The sequence below is a fragment of the Pseudochelatococcus sp. G4_1912 genome (genome assembly GCF_047501465.1).
GTDB lineage: Bacteria > Pseudomonadota > Alphaproteobacteria > Rhizobiales > Beijerinckiaceae > Pseudochelatococcus.
Genome location: NZ_JAZDRL010000002.1, coordinates 1,220,806 through 1,239,036, shown reverse-complemented (window position 1 = coordinate 1,239,036; position 18,231 = coordinate 1,220,806). Strand labels below are relative to the sequence as shown.

Below are 18,231 nucleotides of genomic sequence, written 5' to 3'. Positions count from 1 at the left end.
GATGCAGGGCATACTTTATGAAGAGCCATCGGTTTGGCTTTTTCTGCTTGTCACATTGGTGATGGGCGGTGGTGCTGCATGGATGACGGGGCGCGCCATGGCGCTGACATGGGCACCCGTATGGCAGAGCATCATTTACTTTTTTCTTCTGGCAGCAGCTGTGCGATTCATCCACTTTGCGTTGTTCCATGGCACACTGCTCTCTTTGCACTACTATCTGGTTGACGCGCTTTTTGTGATCGTCATTGGTCTTGCCGGCTTCCGCTTTAAGCGGACGCAGCAGATGACGACACAATACTCGTGGCTTTACATGCGCACTGGTCCTTTCACCTGGCGCAATAAGGCCTAAAACTCCGTGAACAGAGGGAAACGGCAATGAAAAAATCGATTGTGGGAACGCTCGTGCTCGGTCTGGGACTCGCCCTGACGGGCACAGCTCAGGCGCAGATCAAAATTGGTGTCGGCGCGCCGCTGACTGGCCCAAATGCAGCCGTAGGTGATCAGTTTCGCAACGGTGTTCAACAGGCTATTGCAGACCTGAATGCAGCAGGCGGCATCCAGGGGCAGATGCTCGAGATCAGCCTTGGCGATGATGTATCCGATCCCAAGCAAGGCGTTTCGGTTGCCAACAAATTCGCGGGCGAAGGCGTGAAGTTTGTTGTTGGACATTATAACTCGGGTGTATCGATCCCCGCTTCTGAGGCTTATGAAGAAGCTGGCATTCTGCAGATCTCACCGGGTTCCACCAATCCCGTCTATACGGAACGTGGACTGTGGAATACTTTCCGCACATGCGGTCGCGATGATCAGCAAGGTGCTGTTGCTGGCGAGTATCTTGCAAATCACTACAAGGGCAAGAACATTGCCGTTGTCCACGACAAGACCCCTTACGGCAAGGGCCTTGCTGACGAAACCATCAAGGCACTTGAGGCAAAGGGCATTAAGCCTGTTGTCTACGAGGGTGTAAACACGGGCGAGAAAGACTACTCGGCTCTCGTATCCAAGCTGAAGGCAGCCAATGTTGATGTGCTATACTTCGGCGGTCTGTACACTGAGGCTGGCCTCATCACCCGCCAAATGCGCGACCAGGGCTTATCTGCACCGCTCATGGGCGGCGATGGTATTGCTTCATCTGAATTCGCAGCAATTGCTGGACCAGGCGCTGTTGGCACCTTGATGACATTCAGCCCGGACCCACGCAAGAACCCTGCAGCACAGGAAGTGGTTGAGAAATTCAAGGCCAAGAATTTCGATCCAGAAACCTACACCCTCTACAGCTATGCTGCAGTGCAAGTCATCGCGCAGGCAGCTGAAGATGCCAAGTCGGTTGATCCTGAAGCCATAGCCAAGGTCATTCACTCCGGTAAGACCTTCTCGACGGTAATTGGTGATTTGTCCTTTAATGAAAAGGGCGACATCACGCGTCCTGATTACATCGTTTACGAATGGAAGAAGGGCGCTGACGGTAATGTTGGTTACTCCGGCAACGAAGTAAACTGAACACTCAGTGAGGTTTCCTCCTCATGAAATTAGCCCCCGACGATTCACTCGTCGGGGGCTTTTTATTTCAATATTCCAGTGGATACTTTCTTGAAAGCCATAGGAGAAGAAGCCCTACAACCGGCAAAAGAATATCCGAGTAAAGCATAATTCCTGCGTTTCCCGGGGCAAAGTTCCCTTTGGTAACGATCTGTATAATATGGCCGATGCTCGCCCCCCAAAGAAAGCAAGCAGGGCCTGCTATTGCAGCCAATTTCATCTCAAAGCCACGTGATACGGCTAATAATGCAACAAGTGCAAAGCCTAAGCTGGCATAGCCAACCTCTGCCTGGAAGGGGCTGTTTTGCCAACCAATAAAGGCAGCGCTCATCTCTCCAAAAAAGACGTGCATTATAAAGTTGTAAAAGAAGGCCAGCCCAATTGAAAACAATAGGAAGTAACGTAGAAGCGCTTCCACAATCGTGTCGATGCCAACTGGCCTTGGTGCCCGTGCGATGCGTATGGCTGAAGCTATTAACCCAATGATAAAGAACGTTAAAGTGAAATTAGACAGTGCAAATCGAATTGTGCTTTCCATCATGCCCCCCCTGTAAGAAATCAGGGCAGAGACTATCCGATTTGCCCTAGTGCAGGAAATGTTTCCAACAACCAGAACGAGAATTGGTTGATACTACCTGTTAAAAACGCAATGCCCGTGAGAACAAGAAAGCCGCCCATAATCCTTTCAATCAATACAAATTTTGATCGCATCCGCTTGATGAGCGAGACAAGTGGCTTCATTGCAAAAGCTGTGACAATAAAGGGAATACCAAGCCCCAAAGAATAAGCAGCCAGCAGGCTCGCCCCGCGCCCCACACTGTCTTCTGATCCCGCAACAGCAAGGATCGCTGCAAGAATGGGACCAATGCAGGGGGTCCAGCCAAAGGCAAAGGCTAACCCCATCACATAAGCCCCCCAAAGGCCTGCGGGCTTATCAACCTGCACACGCGCCTCGCGGTATAAGAAACCAAGACGGAAGACGCCCAGAAAATGCAGCCCCATAATAATGATAATAAGACCGGCCAGCGTACCAAGCACATCCAGATACTGACGAATAGTCTGTCCTAGCACAGAAGCCGTAGCGCCCAGCAACACAAATACGGTTGAAAAACCAGCCACGAATAACAGCGCCGCGATAAATGCCCGGCGCGTGACATCTGCGCTTTGACGCTCCGTAAGATTGTCGAGCGTAGTGCCTGTCAGAAACGTCACATAGGGCGGCACCAGAGGCAAAACACAGGGACTTAAAAAGCTCAGTAGGCCGGCAAATGCCGCCGCTGGATAAGTAACATTGATCATGCGTCACGTTGTAGCCGCGTCAGGGATAATCCGGCAAGATGCCATGCAGCCGCATAACGAAGTTTTGCAACGGCCATAGCACTTTGAAGTGCCCTGCCCTTGCTTACGGAGAACATGATGAACGAAAAGTCGCACAATCTCATCACAGATGTTCCAGGATTACGTGTTGGGAACGCGGATGATCCGGCGGCAGCTACTGGTGTCACGATTGTTGTATTTGATGAGCCGGCCGTTGCTTCGCTTGCCATTATGGGCGGAGGACCTGGCGTGCGTGATACGGCGCTACTTGAACCAGAAATGACTGTGCAAACCGTAGATGCACTGGTGCTATCCGGTGGATCGGCTTTCGGGCTTGATGCCGCGGGCGGCGCCATGAGTGCGCTTGCCCGCCATGGGCGTGGTTTTACTGTTGGCTCAGCGCGCGTCCCTATTGTGCCGCAAGCTGTGCTATTCGACCTCATCAATGGGGGGCAAAAACCATGGGCCTCGGGAGATGGTCCCCCTCCCTATCGTCATTTGGCAGAAGAAGCGGTTGAGGATGCGCTTTCATCATCATCTGGTGTCTTTTCTTTAGGCACACGGGGAGCCGGATATGGCGCAACGACCGTCAATTTGAAAGGTGGACTTGGCTCAGCTAGCGCAAAAACGCCTGAGGGGCATTGGGTCGGTGCGATTGTCGCTGTCAATGCGGTTGGTTCTGGCGTGATTGGCAATGGTCCACATTTTTGGGCTGGCGTATATGAGAACGCAAATGAATTTGGCGGTTTAGGCATGCCCTCTTCCCTTCCCGCTGATGCGCTTACCCCCCGCTTCAAAGGAGGGCCGGGAGAAAATACAACGATCGCCATTATTGCGACTGATGCCATATTGACCAAAGCGCAGGCCAAACGTTTGGCGCTTGCATCCCACGATGGTATGGCGCGCGCTCTAAGACCGTCACATGCTTTGCTGGATGGCGATCTTGTTTTTGCAGCATCGACAGGCAAAAGGCCTCTTGGTCCCTCTCCTTATGAGCTATCAAACCTTGGCGTCGTTGCAGGAGATTGCCTTGCGAGAGCCATTGCGCGTGGCATTTATGAAGCTACGGCACTCTCGATGGAAGAAGCACTTCCTGCATGGCAGGATATTTATACCGGAGTACGTTAACGAGCGGAAATAGCTTCATTCCGAACCTCAATACCCTTTAAGATAAGCCTCACTAACATACTGACAGTGAGGCTTAATTTTTTATCAGCGTTATATTATTTCGATAACACCCTCATATGCTTTTATTGCACCGCAGAAAGAAAAATACAGAAAAAACATTATCCATTAAATACCACTATCATACTACATATATTATATTCATTTACATTAAATTTAAAAAAATACTATAAAAATATTAAATATAGATTAAATCAAAATGTTGACATAATTCAAAAATCGATAATACTCACTATACAGCGTTTTATAGTACGAAATTCATGCTGATAAATTAACTATAACTGCGCGAATACACGGTTCAATGCCAACAAGAGGCATTTCGAGGAACAAACTATGAGCATTCGTACAAAGTTACTGTTTATCGTTTTGGTTGTCAGTGCCTTCTCGCTTGTTATCGCCGCCTCAAGTCTATACGTATCTAGTGAATATACTAAAAAAACAAATGAACTAGATAAAAGCCAGCATAGGGCATACTATGGCGAGCGTTTGAACCGTCTTGTAGCCAGCATAGTTTCTGAATCGCGTGGAATTTACTTATCTAAAACTCCCGAAGATACAAAACCATTTGCAGCTAACATTACAAAGCTTCTGGGTGATGTCGATCAATTGTTTAAGCTGTGGCGACCGATTGTTTCTCCCGATGATTCTGAAGAATTTGGGAAAGTCGTTGATCTTTCTACGAAATTCCGCGAAATGCGTGAAAATATTGCGCAAAAAGGTCAGACTGAAGGCCCGGATGCAGCTGATTTATTGGGAAACAATGAGAGTAACCGCGCTAACAGAATAGCGTATCAGACTGCGATTGATGCCTTGATCCTGGACGATCAAAGGAAAGCAGACTTAATCGAGGAAGACATTAAAGCATTTACTGAGTGGGAATTTAAATTTGTCATTTCCATTGCTATTGCCAGTATCATTGCTGGCATTGCCGTAGCACTGTTCATTGCCACGAGACAGCTCAGCAACCCACTGAAAAATTTGGCTGAAGCGCTTAAGCGTATAGCCAAAGGCGATTACAACGTCTCAATTCCTGAAAAGCGTAGTAATGATGAAATAGGTGAAATTTGGGGAATTGTCGGCCATGTCGTCCAGGCATTAAGGGAAGCAGAAGAGCTTAAACTTCAACAAGCGCAAACTGAAGAGCGCCGTAACATTGAAAAGCGCTCAATGATGGCTGAACTCGCCAACTCTTTTGAGAATGAAGTGATGGGCGTTGTGCGCTCTGTTTCAAGCGCTGCGCATCAGCTGCAACAGAATGCATCCCGCATGGGTATTGTCTCTGATGAGACGAGCCGTCAATCGACTGTCGTTGCAGCAGCGTCCGAGCAGGCCACAATGAATGTCGAAACTGTTGCCAGCGCAGCTGAAGAGCTTTCTGCCTCAATCCGCGAAATAAGCTCGCAGGTTTCTACAGCTGCAAATGTAGCTGATAACGCATCAAACCATGCTCACACAACAACCAATACAGTCAATGGTTTGGCAAACCGGGCCCAACGCATTGGTGAGGTGGTCAGCCTAATTAATGATATCGCCGCACAAACAAATCTGCTTGCACTCAACGCGACGATTGAAGCGGCACGTGCTGGTGATGCCGGCCGGGGCTTTGCTGTGGTTGCCAATGAAGTGAAGAGCCTTGCCGCTCAAACAGCAAAAGCAACTGAGGAAATATCGATGCAGGTGCGAGATGTGCAGACAGCCACCTCAGACGTCGTTATCGCAATGACTACAATCTCCGCTATCATCGAGCAGGTGAATGCGATTTCAATGTCCATTGCTTCAGCGATTGAAGAACAGGGGGCAGCTACTGCTGAAATCGCGCGTAACGTTTCGCAAGCTGCAGCTGGTACAAGTGAGGTAACTGTCAACATCACCAGCGTAAGCCAGGCAGCTGGCGAGACAAAAAGTGTTTCCAACCAGATTGTACAAGCTGCCAACGAGCTATCAAATCAATCTGAGACGCTGCGAGATCAGGTGGATAGCTTCATATCACGGGTACGTGCAGCCTGATTTTTGGTTCAGTTTCTGGATAATTAAAACTCCCGGTCGCTCTCGTGATCGGGAGTTTTTTATGAAGCTGTCTGCATGCGTTATTCTGCTAACGTATTCAGCAGATTAGATAATAACACTTGACGATCTTGCGCACGCATGGCACCGCCCATAACTGCTATGCCTGTAACGCCAGCATGCAAACATATCGGCGCTGAAAAATGATCTATGCCACCAATTGCAATAACGGGTAAACATGCCCCCTTCACCATAGCCTTCAGGCCGGTTTCACCAAGTGCGGGCCCATACCCTGGCTTGCTTTGTGTGACAAAAGCGGGACCAACAATAAGATAATCAAGATATCGTGGATCAGCAGCTTTTACCTGATTAATGGAGTGGGCTGACTGACCGATCAGCGCCCCCTCCCCAAGCAATGCACGTGCCGCAGCTGCGTCAGCGCCCTCAGGCAAATGCACGCCATCAGCACCGGCGCACACTGCAATTTCTGGTGAGCCATGCACACTTACACACCCCCCATATGGGATAGCGCGGCGCTTGAAATCAACAACAAGCGCAATCTGCTCCTCAACGGAAAGATCCTTCTCCCTCAGGCTGATCCACCTTATGCCGCTCGCGAAAACCGCATCTGCCATCGCCCCCATTGCTGCGATGCCACCATCGAGCTGGTGCCTGTCCGTCACAACAAGCACGGGAGGGCGTGGCAGTTTGCCACTCATGATTCGATCAAGCCCAGCTGCGGACTGGATGCTTCTGCGTTACAGCGTTTAGGGATTCGTCCGGCAAGATAAGCCAATCGCCCACCCTCGACGGCATATTTCATAGCACTGGCCATCGCGACCGGATCATTGGCCTTGGAAACAGCCGTATTCAGCAGCACTGCAGAGCATCCCAGCTCCATCGCCAGCGCCGCATCTGATGCCGTGCCGATGCCCGCATCAAGAACCACAGGCACAGAGCTGCGGGCGCAGATCATTTCAATCATGTGCGGATTGGAGATCCCCAACCCTGAACCAATCGGTGAACCCAGCGGCATGACAGCCGCTGCCCCTGCATCCGCCAGCTTACGACATGAGATCGGATCATCAGTGCAATATGGCAGCACGATAAAGCCCTTGCTCACGAGCTCAGCCGTTGCGCGCAGCAACTCTTCTGTATCGGGATAGAGTAACTCACGGTCACCCACGACCTCGACCTTGACCCAATTCGTACCAAGGGCCTCGCGCGCAAGCTCAGCCGTCAACACGGCATCGCGGGCCGTTTGGCAACCTGCAGTGTTAGGCAAAAAATGCACCGTATCGCCCAATACATCCACAAGGCTTTCAGCTGCTCCTGAAAGATCAATGCGCCGGATGGATGCGGTCGTCATCTCGGTGCCACTCGCCTGAACAGCATCCAGCATGACTTTCTGGTTCGGATAACCGGCCGTGCCAAGAAACAACCGCGATGAAAAAGTGCGGCCCGCGATAACCAGTGAATCATGCAGTGTAGAGCGTGTCATGGCGCTTAACCACCCTGTCTTGCGTGAACAATTTCAATGCGATCATTGGCATTGAGTTTCGTATCAATCCATTCTGCACGCGGTAGCATTGTTCCATTCAATGCGATAGCAACGCCTTTCGTATCAGGAGCGATATCATGGCGCGCTAAAAGCGCAGCCATAGTTGCCTCCATCAATACCTCTGGCAGACCATTTACACGCACTTCGATTTCACTCATCAAACTATCCTCGGCTTATCGCTGCTGGACGAAAACGGCTGGCATCAAATGGCAATGAAATTTCATCCCGCTGCCCGTCCAAAATTAAGCGTGTGATGGCATCGGCGGTTACTGGCGTTTGCAGAATACCGTTGCGATGATGACCTGTTGCATAAACAAGCCCCGGCACCGCCGACGGCCCTAAAATTGGCGCATCATCACGGCTACCAGGGCGAAATCCAGTCCATGTTTCAATCAACGGCAATTCTTCGATACCAGGCAGCGCACGCCATGCGTTTTGCAAGAGGGAAAGCATCCCACCTGCTGTGAGGCACTCATCGAAACCGCGCTCTTCAACTGTGGCGCCCACAATCAACCGGCCATCCAGGCGCGGAACAAGATAAATGCCCGAAGCCCAGATTACATGGCGAATGAGTGGATTATCCGCCTCCATCCCAAGCGCAAGCATCTGCCCTTTAATGGGGCGAACCGGCGGACGGATATCAGGTGTAAGGCCACAAATCCCCCGCGACCACGCCCCCGCAGCAAGCACGATCGTTGTTGCACTATGATGTTCACCCGCTATCTCAACAGCAGTTGCGTAACCATCCTCAATGATGATGCGATCAACCTGCGTCTCTTCATGTAATGTAACGCCGACCTTGAGTGCAGCAATGCGTAAAGCCTGCGCGAGCTTGCGGTTATCAACCTGATGATCTTCCGGACTCCAGATCCCGCCTGCGGCTCCCGCTAGGAGCGGTTCTCGCGCTCTCACCTCGGCGGCAGAAAGCCAGTTCACCGGAAGTGCCATCTTTTCCTGTAGAGCAAGATGATGACGTAAGCGTGCATGCTCATCAGCATTCAACGCTACATGCAGCGTGCCTTCCTGACGAAGGTCAATTGACATGCCAGAGACGTGCTCAAGCTCTTCAGCAAAAGCGGGCCAGAGACGCTGGCTCTCACGATTGAGTGGCAATAACCATTCTTCGCCTGGCTCAATCTCTGTGCAGGCGGCGAGCATTCCGGCAGCGGCATGGCTTGCGCCAGATCCTGCCTTGGCCCGATCATAAACAGAAACCCGCGCCCCTCGGCTTGCCAAACGCCATGCTATAGACAGCCCAATGACGCCAGCGCCAATAATGATAATAGAGTCAGACAATTGCGATCCCAACGGCGCCTCCCTACGCTGGCATGACCCAGACAGGTTCTATGGGTATTTCTCAGCCGCGCCCAACGCACGGCACCCCAGTGCCTAATGCTGCAACATCGTATCTTTTGTCGTCTTTCGCAAGTGGAAGTTGCCGCATTTGCATAAGCAGTGAATGCAGATCGGCTCGTCAGTCCGCATCATCATCGGGGATGTCTTCATCCTCATCGAGAATATCTTCATCTGACGGCATGGGCATCGAAAAGCCCAGCGGCAATTGCCCATCAAGAAATCCCGTGCCCTTCAGCTCATCAAGGCCCGGAAGGTCATCAATGGAGCCAAGGCCAAAATGAGACAGGAAATCAGCCGTTGTGCCATAAGTAACGGGACGGCCAGGTGTGCGACGTCTTCCACGCAACTTTATCCAGCTGGTTTCCATCAGCGTATCGAGTGTTCCGCGTGACGTAGCCACACCGCGAATCTCTTCAATCTCGGCCCGCGTCACCGGCTGGTGGTATGCAATGATCGCCAGCACTTCCATGGCGGCGCGCGACAGCTTTCGCGGATCCTCCACTTCCTGCACCAGCGAGGGCGCAAGGTCAGCAGCCGTACGAAACGCCCATTTACCCGCCACCCTGACCAGCACAACGCCACGTGCAGCATATTCCGTCTGCAATGTTGCCAGCAGGGCTTTAAGGTCGATCCCCGTGGGAATGCGGGAGGCGAGCTCCTCCTCCCCCACCGGCTCTCGGGAGGCAAACAGAATCGCCTCAACCACACGCAATGCATGGCGATGGATGCTCATCAGGCACCCCCTTGAATTGGTTCTGCAACATCCAAGCGGCGACGGCGCATCATCAGCGGTGCAAATGGAGCGTCCTGACAGATATCAAGCTTGCCCTCGCGCACCATTTCGAGCATTGCCGAAAGGGCTGAGGCCCGCACGGTAGCGCGCATTTCAGGCTCGGCCATATAAGCCTCCAGATATGGATCCAACGCAACCCAATCTGCAGCATCACCAATCAGGCGTTGCAATGCCTCACGTGCTTCTACCAGTGACCATACAAGCCGTTTGTGCAGCACCACACGTGAATTCATTTGGTGCTGGCGATTAGTCGTATAAGCAGAGAGCAAATCGTAAAGAGTTACATCCCATTTGGGACGCTCAACGATTGCCATTTCCTCTGGCTCGCCACGTGCAAGGACATCGCGGCCTAATTGGGGGCGTTGAACAAGCTTCGATGCTGCACTTCGGATTGCTTCAAGCCTGCGCAGACGAAGAGCCAGAATCGTTGCCAGATCACCAGCCTCTGGCACCTCGGGCGGCATGGCGCTAGGCAATAGAAGGCGCGATTTCAAATAGGCAAGCCATGCTGCCATCACAAGATAATCGGCAGCAAGCTCCAGACGCAATTGTCGGGCAGCATCGATAAATGAAAGGTATTGCTCAACCAATGCCAATATAGAGATCTGTGTTAGATCAACCTTTTGGCGTCGCGCAAGCTCTAGCAGAAGATCGAGTGGACCTTCAAAGCCATCAACATCAACAATAAGTGCAGGCTCTGCCTCGCTGCGTTCAGCGGGCAAGAAACCATCCGTATCGGCTTTCCGCAGATATGCCCCAGCTGACACGCCCTACTCTCCTTGATCTTCATATCAAGCGTTGATCGTTGAGGCCAGATTCGCAAGCGCCGTTTCAAGACGCGTCCGACCTTCCACAGGATCAAATGGTTCAGGCGGATGATTGATGCGTTGCAAGGCTGCATTGGCGCGCCTTAGCGCATTGCCTGAAAGCTCGGCAACTTCAGGAATGAGTGCAGTCATCTCGTCAAAATCACCATTGCAATGCAGCGCGATATCACATCCTGCCGCCAGCGCCGCTTTGGCGCGCATAGGTATGCTGCCCTGCAAGGCATTCATCGACAAGTCATCGCTTAAAAGCAAACCATCGAAGCCGATTTCACCACGAATTATATTCTCTATCACAACTGGTGATACAGTGGCTGGGCGCTCGCGATCAAAGGCGGTGAAAACGATATGCGCACTCATGGCAATGGGCATATCCGCCAAAGCGCGGAAGGGTACGAAATCATGCGTAACCAAAGTTTCAGCGCTCGCCTCTACTACCGGTAGCGATAAATGACTGTCCGCATTGCCGCGCCCATGCCCCGGAATATGTTTGATGACCGGCAAAACGGAGCCCGCCAGATAGCCTTCAGCCACAGCTCGGCCGAGAACAGAAACAACAGCGGGATCATTATGATAGGCGCGATCGCCAATAACATCGTTAGCCCCGGCAACAGGCACATCGAGTATTGGCGCGCAATTGACGTTGATGCCAACCTCATACAGGTCATGCGCGATAAGACGCGCCCCTTGCCATGCAAGGGCACGGCGCATAAGCGGATCCTGCTCAGCCAATTGTCCATAAACACTACCAGCAGGATAACTGGTCCAATGTGGCGCGCGCATACGCTGAACGCGTCCGCCTTCCTGATCGATCAGAATGGGGACATCTGCACGGCCAACGCAGTCGCGTAGACTTGCGGTGAGGCTGCGCACCTCATCAGGAGTACCGATATTGCGCTTGAAAAGGATAAAGCCCCACGGATCTGCTTCTTTAAACAGCGCCCGCTCCGCATCCGCCAGTCGGGGGCCGGAACAGCCCAAAATCAACGCTTTCATGGGTTCCGTCCAAGCACTTCAGCCTACAGCAGTTGCGAAAAATGATAGTAAGAGCGGATTGCATCTAGGCTTATGGCGCAGGGAAAATGCAAGCCGCTCTATCAGGATTTAAAAGCTGATCGGCACAACGGCGATCAGCTTTATCTTAGTTACGCGCCACGAAGCACTGGCCACCTGTTGCCTGGATGCGCACGCAAAGAGCAGTAGCAGCATCACGAGATGGGAAGGAGCCAACGCGCAAGCGATAGATCGTACGCCCGCCTGTCTCGGCCCGCACAACATTAGGAGAAAAACCAGATAACTCACTGTGCTTACGCTGAAGTGTCGAGAACAGGTTGCGCGCTTCGTTTTCGCTACCAGGTGCTGCAAGCTGCACCGTATAGCTGCCTGCTGTTACAGGAGTTGCAGCAGGGGCAGGAGCTTGCGCGCTCTGTGTCGCAGAAGCTTGAGGTGATATTTGCATTGGCCCAAGCTGCAACGGTGCCCGCGTTGCAGGACGGTTAGCACTTGAAGGACGCGGAACAGGTCCGGCAGCTGGCGCAACAGCGCCTTCCGAAACAGCAGCTTCAGCCTGTATCGGCGCTACCGGGCTAGCCACAGACGGCGTTGTCGGAGAAGGTACAGCCGGTGTAGCAGATGCAAGCTGATCAATGCTTGGCGCAACAGGCTGTGCAGGTGCATTAGGTCCGTTGGAAGGCACAATACTACCATCTGGGCGCACAGAAACGGTACGTACGCGTTTGGGTTCCCCTAGGGACACAATGGCAGGGCTTGTGGGCTCCGGCGCCTCCGGCAACGTTACATTAGCTGCGCTACCTGTCGTCGTAGTATTGGTCGTCGTTGTGGTAACACCCTCAGCCTGTTGTGCAATGGCAGCGGCCTCTGTTTCAGCTGCGGCGCCCTGCTGCACCAGCATCTGACTGACATCAACAGGCTGCTCGCGGTTATCAACGACAACAGCGCCCTCACCTGTAGGCACCTGATTCGTATGCTCGTAAATCGCCTTGTTAGTGTTTGGAACCTCTTCGCCACCAGGGGTTTCTGGCTCTACCCGCACTGGCTGACTATCTGCAGCAATAATAGGTGCCTCGCCGCTAATCACGCCATTTGTACGGAATGCAAAGCTCCCAGCTACAGCAATAGCACCAATGCCGATCGCAATCGCAGCATACATCAGCCCCCGACGACGCGTCGGTGCCGGCGCAAGATAAGCATCGTCGCCATATTCACCCTCAGCAAAGTCTGTATTGTAGGTTCCGTAAGAGCTATAACCGCTCTCATCATATTGCTGATCGGCCAGCTGATTGTTGACGGGCGCATTATCCCAAGCACCATCCCACTGCTGACCAGGCAGCCCGGTGTCATTATTACCGGCAGCAAGTTGATACGCATCATCCGCATAATAAGCATTGGAGACGCTAGCGACTTCATGATGGAATGTCTGCGCAAAGGCATCAGGGTTTAGACGTGGATCAGGCTGGCCTTCCGGAACGGGCAATTGCGGAACCATGGCAGGACTGCGAAGCCACGCGGGCATTCCTGGCGCTGCCTGTCCTTCATCCTGGGATGCTGCAGGCTGATCATGGCGAGGAGCGGCATGAGCAAAAGCACGTTCAATCTGGTTCACCCAGTCATCCTGCTCACGCGCAGCAGAACCAACAGGATGCATGGAACGAGGATGTGTGGCATTCGATGTGCTGGTTGGAGGTACCGGATACCCCTGTCCGACAATACGCGCTAATTCCGCCAGCGGATCACCGCTGCGCGGCGCACCAGGCGCCTGTGTCTGCCAGAGTTGCTCTTCAAGACCGTCTTTATCACGCATGACCTGGGCTCTGCTGTTGTTATTCATGGGTGAGATCCGATCCATCAGGCAAGACCGTTCCTTTACGGTCATGCCAATCCACCATTCTTACGCTGATCAGGGGGCCATCGATCGGCCCCCCTCCTGCATGCACTCAGCGCATTTCATTCGGCGCGGTCACACCCAACACGGTTAGACCTGACGCCAGCACAGACCGAACCGCTTCAACCAGTGCCAATCTTGCTAATGTTGACTCTCTGTCAGTTTGATTAACAAAACGTAATTGCGGCGCATCCTTGCCTCTGTTCCACAACCCATGAAAGGCTGCGGCGAGCTCATAAAGGTAGAATGCAACTCGATGTGGCTCATTTGCCTGAGCACTGGATTCGATCACACGCGGGTACTGAGACAGTAATTTGAGAATGTTTATTTCAGCCTCATCACTCAAAACTGAAAAACGCGCTGATTGCAGCGAATCCATCTTGATATCAAGATCGGGCAGCATTTCGCCCGCCTGCCGGAAAATCGAGGCGCAACGCGCGTGAGCATATTGCACATAGAAAACCGGGTTATCCTTTGATTGTTCGACAACTTTTGCCAGATCGAAATCAAGCGCAGCATCATTCTTGCGATACAGCATCATAAAGCGCACAGCATCACGGCCGACTTCGTCGATCACCTCGCGCAACGTGACAAAACTGCCAGAGCGTTTGGACATCTTCACCGGTTCACCATCGCGTAGCAGCTTCACCAGCTGAGCAAGAAGCGCGATCACTTTTATGTCATCACCACCAACTGCTCGGCCAACAGCTTCCAGCCGCTTTACGTAACCACCATGGTCAGCACCCAAAACGTAAATCAGTTCCTTGAATCCTCGCTTATACTTATCGCGCAGATACGCAACATCTGCTGCAAAATAAGTATAACTGCCATCAGATTTGACAAGGGGACGGTCGATATCATCACCAACATCTGTTGCGCGGAAAAGGAGTTGCTCACGATCCTCCCAATCCTCGGGAAGCTGCCCCTTCGGCGGCGGCAGACGTCCAGTGTAAACATACCCCTGCTTCTCAAGCTCACGAATAGTCGCTGTAATCGCGCCCTCATTACCACCAGCATGTAGTGAGCGTTCTGAGAAAAATACGTCGTGCCTCACACCCAATGCTGCTAGATCGTCACGGATCATTGCCATCATGGCATCAATGGCAATATCACGTACCTGTGGAAGCCACTCGCTTTCAGGCCTATCGAGTAATGAGCGTCCGAATTCCTGTGCCAGCTTTTGCCCAACGGGCACAAGGTAATCGCCAGGATACAAGCCCTCAGGAATGGCGCCGATATCCTCACCCAGAGCCTCGCGGTAACGCAGCATGGCCGAGCGCGCCAATACATCAACCTGTGCACCCGCATCGTTGATGTAATACTCACGCGTAACCTTATGCCCCGCAAAGTCCAGCAATGAAGAGAGCGCATCCCCGAAAACAGCGCCACGTCCATGGCCTACATGCATAGGGCCTGTTGGATTGGCCGAAACATATTCTACATTAACCGGACGCGCATCTTTAACATCACCGCGTCCGAACCGAACGCCGTCAGCCAGCGATGCTGCGAGCACGTTGTAAAATACATCAACGTTCAAACGCAGATTAATAAAACCAGGTCCAGCTGCCTCAGCACTTGTCACGCCATCAACCTGCGTCAATGCGGCCACAAAAAGCTCTGCAAGTGCGCGCGGGTTTGTTTGCGCAGGCTTAGCCAGCACCATGGCAGCATTAGTGGCAAGATCACCATGTGCTGGATCACGCGGTGGCTCGACCACAACGCGCGAAAGATCCAGCCCCTCTGGGAGTTTTCCATCCGCCACCAGTTGCCCGATGACGCCGATGAGCTTGCGCTGGTAGATGTCAAAAATATTCATAAATGCCTCGAAACGCGGCCACCAGGGCTCGCATCTTTCTTTATTCAATGTCCAGTGAGCGGCTAACGCAATTCGGGCGTATCGTCAAACAGCCGTTTATGCGCGTCGATCGCGTAGCTGTCCGTCATACCCGCAATGTAATCAGCTACACGTCGTCGCAAGCGCGCTTCATCGGAGCCATCAAGATCGATTTGCCACTCCACCGGTAACAGGCGCGGCTGAGAGAGAATGCGCTCAAACAGATCCCGCACAACCCGATCAGCCCCGGCCCGCACGTGCATCACGCGCGGATGCCGATACATATAAGAAAACAGAAAAGCCTTGATATCCTTATCGGCCTGCATGACCACCGGCGAGAATGCCACGATCGCCTCATGGGCTCCACGAATATCAGATGCCGATTCAGGCTGCAGGGCAGAGATGCGTTGTTCGCTAACCCTGATTACATCCTCTACAAACCGCGTAATGAGCCGCCGTACCAGTTCATGCGCAGCACGGAATGGTTCCACCCCGGGATAAGCCGCATAGACCTCATCAATTAGCCCGCCGATGAAGGGGATGGCATGAAGGTCAGCAAGCGTGAATAGACCTGCGCGCAAACCATCATCAAGATCGGCAGCGTCATAAGCGATATCATCTGCAATAGCTGCCACCTGTGCTTCGCCGCTTGCGAAGGTCGATAACTCCAGATCATGGATTGCATCATACTCAAGAATGGCCCCCGGCACGCCAGAAATCGCATACCGCGCATAAGGATGCCCTGAGGCATCGCAGAGGGGACCATTATGTTTGACGAGTCCCTCTAATGTCTCCCATGTCAGGTTGAGGCCATCGAAACCGGCATAACGGCGCTCCAGACGCGTGACAATCCGCAACGCCTGTGCATTGTGATCGAAGCCACCATACCCTTCCATGCAGGCATGCAGCGCATCCTCACCCGTGTGCCCGAAAGGAGTGTGCCCTAAATCATGGGACAACGCCAAAGCCTCTGCCAGGTCCTCATCCAGCCCCAGAGCGCGGGCTAAAGAGCGTGCGATCTGTGCTACTTCGATTGTATGGGTCAGGCGTGTACGGTAATGATCGCCCTCATGATAGACGAACACCTGCGTCTTGTGTTTCAAACGCCTGAATGCCGTTGAATGAATGATCCGATCCCGATCCCGTTGAAAATCGGAACGCGTTGGCGACAACACTTCTGGATATAATCTTCCGCGACTAAGCGCGGGATCGCAAGACCAAGGCGCACGCCACCGCTCACCATACAGACGCTTTTTAAATAGATTCAACTGATCACACCCCTACCATACGACGTTTATGCGCCCTATTTTTGCACTCAGTCGATAATGACATGCCTGCATACCGAACCAACCATTGCAGCGTGCTGCTTCACGCATTAGTTTTAGCAAACATAATGATTGTTAGCTTATCGCAAACAAAGGTTTCCGCGCTATGACCATTCCAACCTCCATCGACGCAGCAACAGCCATCCCGTTGACATTAACGGATAGCGCCGCGCGTCGCATCAAGCGGGTATTATCGCGAGAATCTGAAGGCGCAGCACTGCGTGTAAGTGTCAATGGCGGTGGTTGCTCGGGATTTCAATATGCTTTTGATATCGAGAACACACGCAATGAAGATGACGTTGTAGTGGAGAAAGATGGCGCAGTTGTGCTCATCGATTCTGTTTCATTGCAGTATCTTGATGGTTCAGTGCTCGACTTCGTAGATGACTTGATCGGCCAATCTTTCAAAATCAGCAATCCCCACGCTACTGCATCATGCGGTTGTGGCACATCATTTTCTATTTAAGACAGCTTGCGTAAATTAATTTACATTGATATAAGATAAATCCTTACAGATGGCATGAATTTTACATTTGCGAGAGATCTAATTTTTGCTTTTCGATAAAAGACGTTTCAAATGATTTAAAGAAAAGCATAGTATGCGATAATCACATCTACCGTTTATTCTTATACATCACATATTGATCATCAGCATAAAATTATCTTTAGCGTAAAATTAAAATTTATTGCTATGCATATAGAGTATATTTTTTTAAATTTAAGGATTTTACGAGCATGTCCAATACATATCGCAACTACAAGTCCAATAACTGCTATCCGGCACCATATGCTAACACCTCAGGAGAGGTAAATTCGCATAGAAAAAGCAACAAACACCAAAAACATCCATCCAGGAATTTACATAGAACGAATGTGCTACACCCAAATTATAAGAGCGGATATCTGTTTCCCATTAAGGAAGAGCCTGCCGATAAAAGGCAATGGAACGATGCAGAAGAGAGCTTTGCAGTTTTAAAAAATCCCTCAAAAACAAATATTGCAACAAAACAAGCTTTATTTCACACAAATGATATAAACACAAAGTTACAATACGACAATGAAAATTCAAATGAATACGCACATTCTGATGATGAACAATGGGACGAGTTTTTGAACTACGATGACGTTTGAGACCCAAAGTTTTCAGAAACGCAATTTATTTGTAACGCTGCTGACCGTTCCCACTTGTCAAATCAACCTTCACCTGCCATAAGCACCGCTTCATCAGAATCGCCCGGCTGAAAGGGCTGCCGTGGCGGTTTGATGTGCTTTCGAGCAACACATTCGCCGTATCTTTCTCGTTTTTAACGAGGCTCATGGAGATACGGCACCACGAAAGGAAGCCAAATGCCCAAGCTGAAGACGAAATCGGGCGCTAAAAAGCGCTTCAAGATCACCGGCACCGGCAAGGTCGTAGCTGCCCAAGCGGGCAAGCGTCACGGCATGATCAAGCGGACCAAGAAGTTCATCCGCAACCAGCGCGGCACGATGACCCTTTTTGAGGGTGATGCCAAGAACGTGAAGCAGTACTTCCTGCCAAACGGCTGAACTTAATCCGCTTTTCCCACCCGGTATTTTGAGGAGCCAAAAT

Annotated in this window: 19 protein-coding genes and 1 riboswitch; of the genes, 7 read left to right on the top strand and 12 right to left on the bottom strand. The window is 51.7% G+C overall.

Annotated features, from left to right (window positions below; translation table 11 throughout):
• Position 1 precedes the first annotated feature (1 nt).
• Both VRZ32_RS12925 and VRZ32_RS12920 read left to right on the top strand, forming a co-directional pair.
• A complete protein-coding gene (locus tag VRZ32_RS12925; RefSeq protein ID WP_414526216.1) occupies positions 2 to 349 on the top strand; it encodes a DUF6867 family protein in 348 nt (115 codons plus the stop codon).
• A 26-nt stretch (positions 350 to 375) separates the two neighbouring features.
• Entirely contained in the window at positions 376 to 1,500 is a 1,125-nt protein-coding gene (locus VRZ32_RS12920; RefSeq protein WP_414526123.1) for an ABC transporter substrate-binding protein, read from the top strand.
• 67 nt (positions 1,501 to 1,567) lie between these two features.
• Here VRZ32_RS12920 and VRZ32_RS12915 read toward each other — a convergent pair whose 3' ends face one another.
• Together VRZ32_RS12915 and VRZ32_RS12910 are read right to left on the bottom strand one after the other, a co-directional pair.
• Positions 1,568 to 2,077 (bottom strand): DUF6790 family protein, encoded by a 510-nt coding sequence (locus VRZ32_RS12915; RefSeq protein WP_414526122.1) that lies wholly within the window; start codon positions 2,075 to 2,077, stop codon positions 1,568 to 1,570.
• Between the two features lie 32 nt (positions 2,078 to 2,109).
• Complete coding sequence (locus VRZ32_RS12910; protein ID WP_414526121.1) at positions 2,110 to 2,838, bottom strand: cytochrome c biogenesis CcdA family protein; 729 nt, start codon at positions 2,836 to 2,838, stop codon at positions 2,110 to 2,112.
• Between the two features lie 117 nt (positions 2,839 to 2,955).
• Here VRZ32_RS12910 and VRZ32_RS12905 point away from each other — a divergent pair, with 117 nt between their 5' ends.
• Both VRZ32_RS12905 and VRZ32_RS12900 read left to right on the top strand, forming a co-directional pair.
• Complete coding sequence (locus VRZ32_RS12905) at positions 2,956 to 3,984, top strand: P1 family peptidase (protein WP_414526120.1); 1,029 nt, start codon at positions 2,956 to 2,958, stop codon at positions 3,982 to 3,984.
• Positions 3,985 to 4,374: 390 nt separating this feature from the next.
• On the top strand, positions 4,375 to 6,048 hold the full coding sequence (locus tag VRZ32_RS12900) for a methyl-accepting chemotaxis protein (RefSeq protein WP_414526119.1): 1,674 nt from the start codon (positions 4,375 to 4,377) through the stop codon (positions 6,046 to 6,048).
• 80 nt (positions 6,049 to 6,128) lie between these two features.
• Here VRZ32_RS12900 and VRZ32_RS12895 read toward each other — a convergent pair whose 3' ends face one another.
• The 10 genes from VRZ32_RS12895 to VRZ32_RS12850 all read right to left on the bottom strand — a co-directional run bounded on the left by VRZ32_RS12895 (position 6,129) and on the right by VRZ32_RS12850 (position 16,583).
• Positions 6,129 to 6,764: a thiamine phosphate synthase gene (locus VRZ32_RS12895; protein ID WP_414526118.1), complete on the bottom strand. Its 636-nt coding sequence runs from the start codon at positions 6,762 to 6,764 to the stop codon at positions 6,129 to 6,131.
• On the bottom strand, positions 6,761 to 7,546 hold the full coding sequence (locus tag VRZ32_RS12890) for a thiazole synthase (protein WP_414526117.1): 786 nt from the start codon (positions 7,544 to 7,546) through the stop codon (positions 6,761 to 6,763). Before VRZ32_RS12890 ends, VRZ32_RS12895 begins: the two co-directional genes overlap by 4 nt.
• Positions 7,547 to 7,551: 5 nt before the next feature.
• Positions 7,552 to 7,764: a sulfur carrier protein ThiS gene (gene thiS, locus VRZ32_RS12885; protein ID WP_414526116.1), complete on the bottom strand. Its 213-nt coding sequence runs from the start codon at positions 7,762 to 7,764 to the stop codon at positions 7,552 to 7,554.
• 4 nt (positions 7,765 to 7,768) lie between these two features.
• Positions 7,769 to 8,902, bottom strand: coding sequence for a glycine oxidase ThiO (gene thiO, locus VRZ32_RS12880; RefSeq protein ID WP_414526115.1), 1,134 nt, complete (start codon positions 8,900 to 8,902; stop codon positions 7,769 to 7,771).
• Position 8,903: 1 nt separating this feature from the next.
• Positions 8,904 to 9,001, bottom strand: a riboswitch (TPP riboswitch).
• A gap of 79 nt (positions 9,002 to 9,080) precedes the next feature.
• Positions 9,081 to 9,695 (bottom strand): SMC-Scp complex subunit ScpB, encoded by a 615-nt coding sequence (gene scpB / locus VRZ32_RS12875; protein WP_414526114.1) that lies wholly within the window; start codon positions 9,693 to 9,695, stop codon positions 9,081 to 9,083.
• Positions 9,695 to 10,522: a segregation and condensation protein A gene (locus VRZ32_RS12870; RefSeq protein WP_414526113.1), complete on the bottom strand. Its 828-nt coding sequence runs from the start codon at positions 10,520 to 10,522 to the stop codon at positions 9,695 to 9,697. The genes scpB and VRZ32_RS12870 overlap by 1 nt, the downstream gene beginning before the upstream one ends.
• Positions 10,523 to 10,546: 24 nt before the next feature.
• Positions 10,547 to 11,575 carry a beta-N-acetylhexosaminidase gene (gene nagZ, locus VRZ32_RS12865; RefSeq protein ID WP_414526112.1) on the bottom strand — a complete coding sequence of 343 codons (1,029 nt, stop codon included), beginning with the start codon at positions 11,573 to 11,575 and terminating at the stop codon, positions 10,547 to 10,549.
• Between the two features lie 145 nt (positions 11,576 to 11,720).
• Positions 11,721 to 13,400, bottom strand: a complete 1,680-nt coding sequence (locus VRZ32_RS12860) for an SPOR domain-containing protein (RefSeq protein ID WP_414526111.1) — start codon at positions 13,398 to 13,400, stop codon at positions 11,721 to 11,723.
• A 133-nt stretch (positions 13,401 to 13,533) separates the two neighbouring features.
• A complete protein-coding gene (gene argS, locus VRZ32_RS12855; RefSeq protein ID WP_414526110.1) occupies positions 13,534 to 15,297 on the bottom strand; it encodes an arginine--tRNA ligase in 1,764 nt (587 codons plus the stop codon).
• 62 nt (positions 15,298 to 15,359) lie between these two features.
• A complete protein-coding gene (locus VRZ32_RS12850; RefSeq protein ID WP_414526109.1) occupies positions 15,360 to 16,583 on the bottom strand; it encodes a deoxyguanosinetriphosphate triphosphohydrolase in 1,224 nt (407 codons plus the stop codon).
• Positions 16,584 to 16,746: 163 nt separating this feature from the next.
• Between VRZ32_RS12850 and erpA the strand changes: the two genes are divergently transcribed.
• The 3 genes from erpA (at position 16,747) to rpmI (ending at position 18,188) form a co-directional block, all read left to right on the top strand.
• Positions 16,747 to 17,106: an iron-sulfur cluster insertion protein ErpA gene (gene erpA, locus VRZ32_RS12845; protein ID WP_414526108.1), complete on the top strand. Its 360-nt coding sequence runs from the start codon at positions 16,747 to 16,749 to the stop codon at positions 17,104 to 17,106.
• Between the two features lie 269 nt (positions 17,107 to 17,375).
• The gene (locus VRZ32_RS12840) at positions 17,376 to 17,771 is read left to right on the top strand and encodes a hypothetical protein (RefSeq protein WP_414526107.1); all 396 of its coding nucleotides are present in this window, start codon (positions 17,376 to 17,378) and stop codon (positions 17,769 to 17,771) included.
• Positions 17,772 to 17,987: 216 nt separating this feature from the next.
• Complete coding sequence (gene rpmI / locus VRZ32_RS12835; RefSeq protein ID WP_166948567.1) at positions 17,988 to 18,188, top strand: 50S ribosomal protein L35; 201 nt, start codon at positions 17,988 to 17,990, stop codon at positions 18,186 to 18,188.
• The last annotated feature ends 43 nt before the right edge of the window (positions 18,189 to 18,231 follow it).